Source organism: Brevundimonas sp. (assembly GCF_032107865.1).
In the GTDB taxonomy this organism is placed as follows: Bacteria; Pseudomonadota; Alphaproteobacteria; order Caulobacterales; family Caulobacteraceae; genus Brevundimonas.
Genome location: NZ_DAMCNG010000178.1, coordinates 1 through 5498, shown reverse-complemented (window position 1 = coordinate 5498; position 5498 = coordinate 1). Strand labels below are relative to the sequence as shown.

The window sequence follows — 5498 nt, the reverse complement described above, 5'->3', positions numbered from 1 at the left end:
GCGGCGTAGGGCACGCCGCGAAACACGTTCGCCGGGCCTTCGCGACGGCCGCGCAGGGCGCCCGACGGCGTGTGCGCGACGGGGTGCGCCGCACCTGGGTGGAGCTGATCCATGTTTCGTCCCTTCAGGCGCGATCTTCGCAGCACTCGTTCATTTGAGAATGAAGAATGCTCGTTCGGCTGTCGAGCCGCTTTGTGAAACATCATTCATGCAAGAATGAATGATGTTGACAGCGGGGCCGTTCGCGGATCACCGTCGCTTCAACACAGATCAGCGGCGACCAAACGACCGCGCGTGGAGAGGAAACGAGAATGCGATCGACAGGACAGTTGCGTCTGGCGCTGATGACCAGCGTCTTCATCACCGCCTCGCTGTGCGCGGCGCCGACCCTGGCGCAGCAGGTGACGGAGACCGAGCAGGCTTCGAACGTGGACGACATCGTCGTCACCGCGCGCCGCCGTGAGGAAAGCCTCAAGGACGTGCCGGTCGCCGTCACCGCCGTCACCAGCGAGCGCCTGGAACAGACGGGCGCGGCCGACATCACCACTCTGCAGCAGCAGACGCCGAACGCGACGGTTCAGGTCGCGCGCGGCACCAACTCGACCCTGACGACCTTCATTCGCGGCGTCGGCCAGCAAGACCCGCTGTGGGGCTTCGAGCCGGGCGTCGGCCTCTATATCGACGACGTCTATGTGGCCCGCCCGCAGGGCGCGGTGCTGGACATCTTCGACATCGAGCGGTTGGAAGTCCTGCGCGGCCCCCAGGGCACGCTTTACGGCCGCAACACGATCGGCGGGGCGATCAAATACGTCACCAAGCGCCTGGGACCGGACCCGGAACTGACGCTGAAGGGCGCCTATGGCAGCTATAATCAGGTTGATCTGATCGCTTCTGGCTCGGCGCCGATCACCGAGACCTTGCGGATCGGCGGCGCGATCGCGCGCTACACCCGCGACGGTTACGGCACGAACCTGAACACCGGGGCCGAGCACTACAACAAGGACGTCACGGCGGGCCGGTTGAGCGTCGAGTGGACGCCGCGCGACGACCTGTTCTTCCGCCTGGCGGGCGACATCACCGAGGACGAATCCAACGCCCGCCACGGTTATCGCTTGAAGGCGCCGACGACGGATGACGTCTATGACACCCGTGCGGGCATCGGCGACGACGGCTATGTGCGCACGCGCGGCCTGTCGCTGACCGGCGAGTGGAACGTCAACGACGCGGTGACGCTGAAGTCGGTCACGGCCTGGCGCGACGGCGACACCAAGGGCGACGGCATCGACTTCGACGGTCTGCCGCAGCCGATCCTCGACATTCCCGGCTACTACGCCGACAGCCAGTTCACCCAGGAATTCCAGCTGCTGTTCCAGGGTGAACGCTGGCAGGGCGTGGCGGGCGTCTTCTACATGGACGCCTCGGCCGAGGGCGCCTTCGACACCGTCATCGGCCTTTATCCTAGCATGGGGCCTGGGCTGCCGGCGGGCCTGACGACCTTCACCGGGGGCAAGGTGGACACCGAGAGCTTCGCCGTCTTCGCCGACTTCAGCTACGACGTGACGGACCAGCTGTCGCTGTCGGTCGGCGGTCGCTGGACCCGCGACAAGAAGAGCGTTGATCAACTGCGCCAGAACTATCTGGGCGTAAAGAGCCCCTTCTTCGGCAACAGCAGCGCCATTCCGGCGGGGCGTCCTTCGACCGACTACACCAATTCGGACACCTATTCGGAGTTCACGCCGCGGGTCAGCGCCAGCTACAAGTTCACGCCGGACCTGACGGGCTATGCCTCCTACGGACGGGGCTTCAAGTCGGGCGGCTTCGACATGCGCGGCGACGCCAGCCTCTATCCCGAGACGGTCAACGGCTATCAGCCGGAACTGGTCGATACCTATGAAATCGGTCTGAAGGGCTCGCTGCTGGATCGCCGCATCAACTTCGCCACGGCTTTGTTCAAGTCGGAATACACCGACCAGCAGATCACTTCGCAGTTCTTCATCCCGCCCACCTCGGTCGTCAGCTATGTCGACAACGCCGGGTCCAGCGAGATCTGGGGCTGGGAGCTGGAAGCCAGCGCGCGGATCACGGACAGCTTCGTCCCGCGCCTGACGCTGGGTTATCTGGACGCCAAGTTCAACGACTTCGTCACCCTGAACCCGGATACCGGCAAGCGCGAGAACATGGCCGATCAGCGCCATTTCCAGAACACGCCGGATTGGACCGCCAGCCTCGCCCTGCCTTACAGCTTCGACCTGGGCGATCGCGGCTCGGTGATCTTCACGCCGACCGCCGCCTACCGTGGGGCGACCCAGATGTTCGAGACGCCGATCCCGCTGCTCGATCAGGGATCTTACTGGCTGTATGATGCCACCCTGATGTGGACCTCGCCGGATACTCGCTATCGCGTCAGCTTGGCGGGCCGCAACCTGGGCGACGAACGCTATCGCGCCGGCGGCTACAACTTCCCCGGCGCCATTACCGGGGACTCGGTCATCGGCTTCTACGGTCCGCCGCGCACGGTGACGCTGAGCGTGACCGCCCGCTTCTAACAGCAACCGACATGACAGCCCCCGCAGCGCCGGCTGCGGGGGCTTTTTGTCGTCCGGGCGCGGGCCCGAAAGATACGCCGTGGGGCGAGCGAATTTCGCGTGTCCGCCGTTGCAGCTTCATTCGCCCGTGATCGCCGCGTCGCGCCCGCGACATTCAGCGTCTTTAGGTCTGCCCTGCTTTCTCAGGGGGTAAGACCATGAAGCCGATCAGCCTCAAGCGTGGATTTCTGGCGGGCGCCGCCGTCGCGGGCCTGATGGCGGCCAGCGCCGCCCATGCCCAGAGCGTTTCGCCGGGCGAGGCGACGACCGCCGTGGACGACATCGTGGTGACGGCCCAGTTACGCGCCCAGGATCCGATCGAGGTGCCTTTCGCCCTGACGGCCTATAGCGGCGACTTCCTGGAGAGCCTGGGCGTGCAGGAGTTCGACCAGCTGTCGGCCTTCGTGCCGGGCTTCCTGGTGCAGAACCAGTCGCCGAACAATCCGGGCTTCGTGATGCGCGGCATCACCTCCGACTCGGGCGCCGCCACCGCCGAGCCGCGCGTGTCGGTGTTCCAGGACGGGGTGTCGATCTCCAAGTCGCGCGGCTCTTATGTCGAACTGTTCGACATGGAGCGGATCGAGGTGGCCAAGGGGCCGCAGTCGACCCTCTATGGCCGCGGCGCCCTGATCGGCGCGGTCAATCTGGTGCAGAACCGCGCCCGTCCGGGCCAGTTCGACGCCGGCGCCCGTATCGAGGCGGGCGATCTGGATTATCGCGCCGTCGAGGGCTTCGTGAACGCGCCGGTGGGCGAGACCGGCGCCCTGCGTCTGGCGGCGCGGATGAAGACGCGCGGCGGCACGGTCGAGAACCTGCTGGGCGGCGAGGACTATAATTCGATCGAGACCAAGGCGCTGCGCCTGTCGGGCGCCTGGGCGCCGACCGACAACCTGCGCGTCGATTTGATCGCCAACTATCAGACGGATTCGGCCAGCGGCACGTCGTTCAAGTCGATCGCCTATGATCCGTTCGATCCGAAAACGGGCGCGTCTCTGGGCGGTCGGGCGCCGTGGGACGGCGCGGGCCTGACGCCGGGCGCCGATTTCGACGGCGGCGTCGGCCTGGGCCTGGATCGCGAGGTCTGGGGCGTGACGGGCCTGGTGAAGTGGGACTTGTCGCCGTCGCTGACGCTGAACTCGACCACGGCCTATCGCCAGTTCGACTCGACCGAGGTGTTCGATCCGGACGGCACGTCGCTGCCGCTGCTGACGGCGGCCGAGCACGCCTATGGCGAACAGTGGAGTCAGGAGTTCCGCCTGAACTTCGACAACGGCGGGCGCTTCTCGGGTTTCGTCGGCGCGGGCTATTTCAGCGAGGAAGGCTTCCAGCGGATGCCGACCCAGTTCGATGAGCGTCTGGCCCTGCTGCAACTGGCGACGCCGCTGGGCGATCAGCGGCTGAAGATGATCTACGCTGCGCCGACGCCGCTGCTGATGGGTGGCATTCTTCAGTCCATGCTGCCCGCTGCGGCGCATCCGCTGATCCCCGGCATCGTCGGCAATCTGAAGCCCGCCCACATCGAGACGGCGACCAACCAGGCTGATCTGACCTCCTATGATCTGTTCGGCGACCTGACCTTCAAGGCGACCGATCGTCTGGAGTTCTCGGGCGGGGTGCGCTGGACGCGCGACGACAAGACGACGGGCTATTCGGCGGCGGTGCTGAACGGCCGCTCCATCGCGGGCGGCCTGGTGGCGGTGCAGGCGCTGGGCGTTCAGGCGCAACGCCTGGCCCAGGCCGGCGACCTGGCCGGCGCTCAGCGCCTGCAGCAGCAGATCACGGCCATCCTGACGGGCCTGGGGACGCCGGGCGCGGCGAATCTGCCTGTGGCCTCGGGTCTGCCGCTGTTCGGCGTCACCGCCCAGCCGACCGCCAATAACGGCGACCTGATCCAGGCGGATCACGAGGACGACGGCTTCACCTGGCGTTTGACGGCGCGCTACGCCCTGTCGGACGACGCTAGCCTGTACGCCAACTATGCGCGCGGCCGTCGCCCCGAGGTGCTGGAGGTGCGCGGCCCGTCCGTTCCGCTGGGCGCCCCGACCTTTGAAGTCATCCCCGCCGAGACCGTCGACAGCTTCGAGGTCGGCTACAAGGCGGCGCTGATAGATCGCCGTCTGCGGCTGGACGGGGCGGTGTTCCACTACGCCTACGACAACTTCCAGACGACCGAGCAGGACGGCACCCGCTTCGTCACCGTCAATGCGGGCAAGGCGAACGCCTATGGGTTTGAAGGCCAGGTCGCCTTCGCCGCGACGCCGACCTTCGATCTGTTCGGCACCTACGGCTACAACCACTCGCGCTTCGACGGGGGCGCGCGCGACGGCAACCGCTTCCGTCTGTCGCCGGACCATATGGCCTCGATCGGCGCGACCTGGCGTCTGCCGGTCGAGACCGGGACCATAGAGGTCCAGCCGACCTACACTTGGCAGTCCAAGGTCTTCTTCGATGACGACAACGACCGCCCGGAACTGCAGACTGGCAACTTCGTCGCCGACACGGTGCAGGACGAATATCAGGACGGCTACGGCCTGCTGAACCTGCGGGTGCGCTACGCTCCGTCGTCGGGGAACTGGGGCGTCGAGGCCTTCGGCGACAACATCCTGGACGAGGAATACATCAAGGACGCGGGCAACACCGGCGATGCGCTGGGCCTGCCGACCTTCATCGCCGGACGGGGCGCCAGCTACGGCGTCGCCTTCACCCTGCGCTACTGAGGAACAGAGCCATGACCATGAACCGTCGCGGCCTTCTGGGCCTGTTCGGCGCGGGCGCGGCGGCGGGCTGCGCCACGGTCCCCTCGGGCGAAGCTGTCGCCGTCGTCTTCGCCCACGGCGTGGCCTCGGGCGATCCAGCGATCGACCGGGTGATCCTGTGGACGCGCGTCACCCCGGCGGGCGGCCATGCGGGGCC

Annotated in this window: 3 protein-coding genes; all 3 read left to right on the top strand. The window is 66.7% G+C overall.

Going from position 1 to position 5498, the window contains the following annotated elements:
- Positions 1-311: 311 nt before the first annotated feature.
- On the top strand, positions 312-2546 hold the full coding sequence (locus RT567_RS13020) for a TonB-dependent receptor (protein WP_313576737.1): 2235 nt from the start codon (positions 312-314) through the stop codon (positions 2544-2546).
- 197 nt (positions 2547-2743) lie between these two features.
- Positions 2744-5302: a TonB-dependent receptor gene (locus tag RT567_RS13015; protein ID WP_313576736.1), complete on the top strand. Its 2559-nt coding sequence runs from the start codon at positions 2744-2746 to the stop codon at positions 5300-5302.
- An 11-nt stretch (positions 5303-5313) separates the two neighbouring features.
- Positions 5314-5498 (top strand): PhoD-like phosphatase N-terminal domain-containing protein (locus RT567_RS13010; RefSeq protein WP_313576735.1); only part of this gene is annotated, 185 nt, incomplete at its 3' end.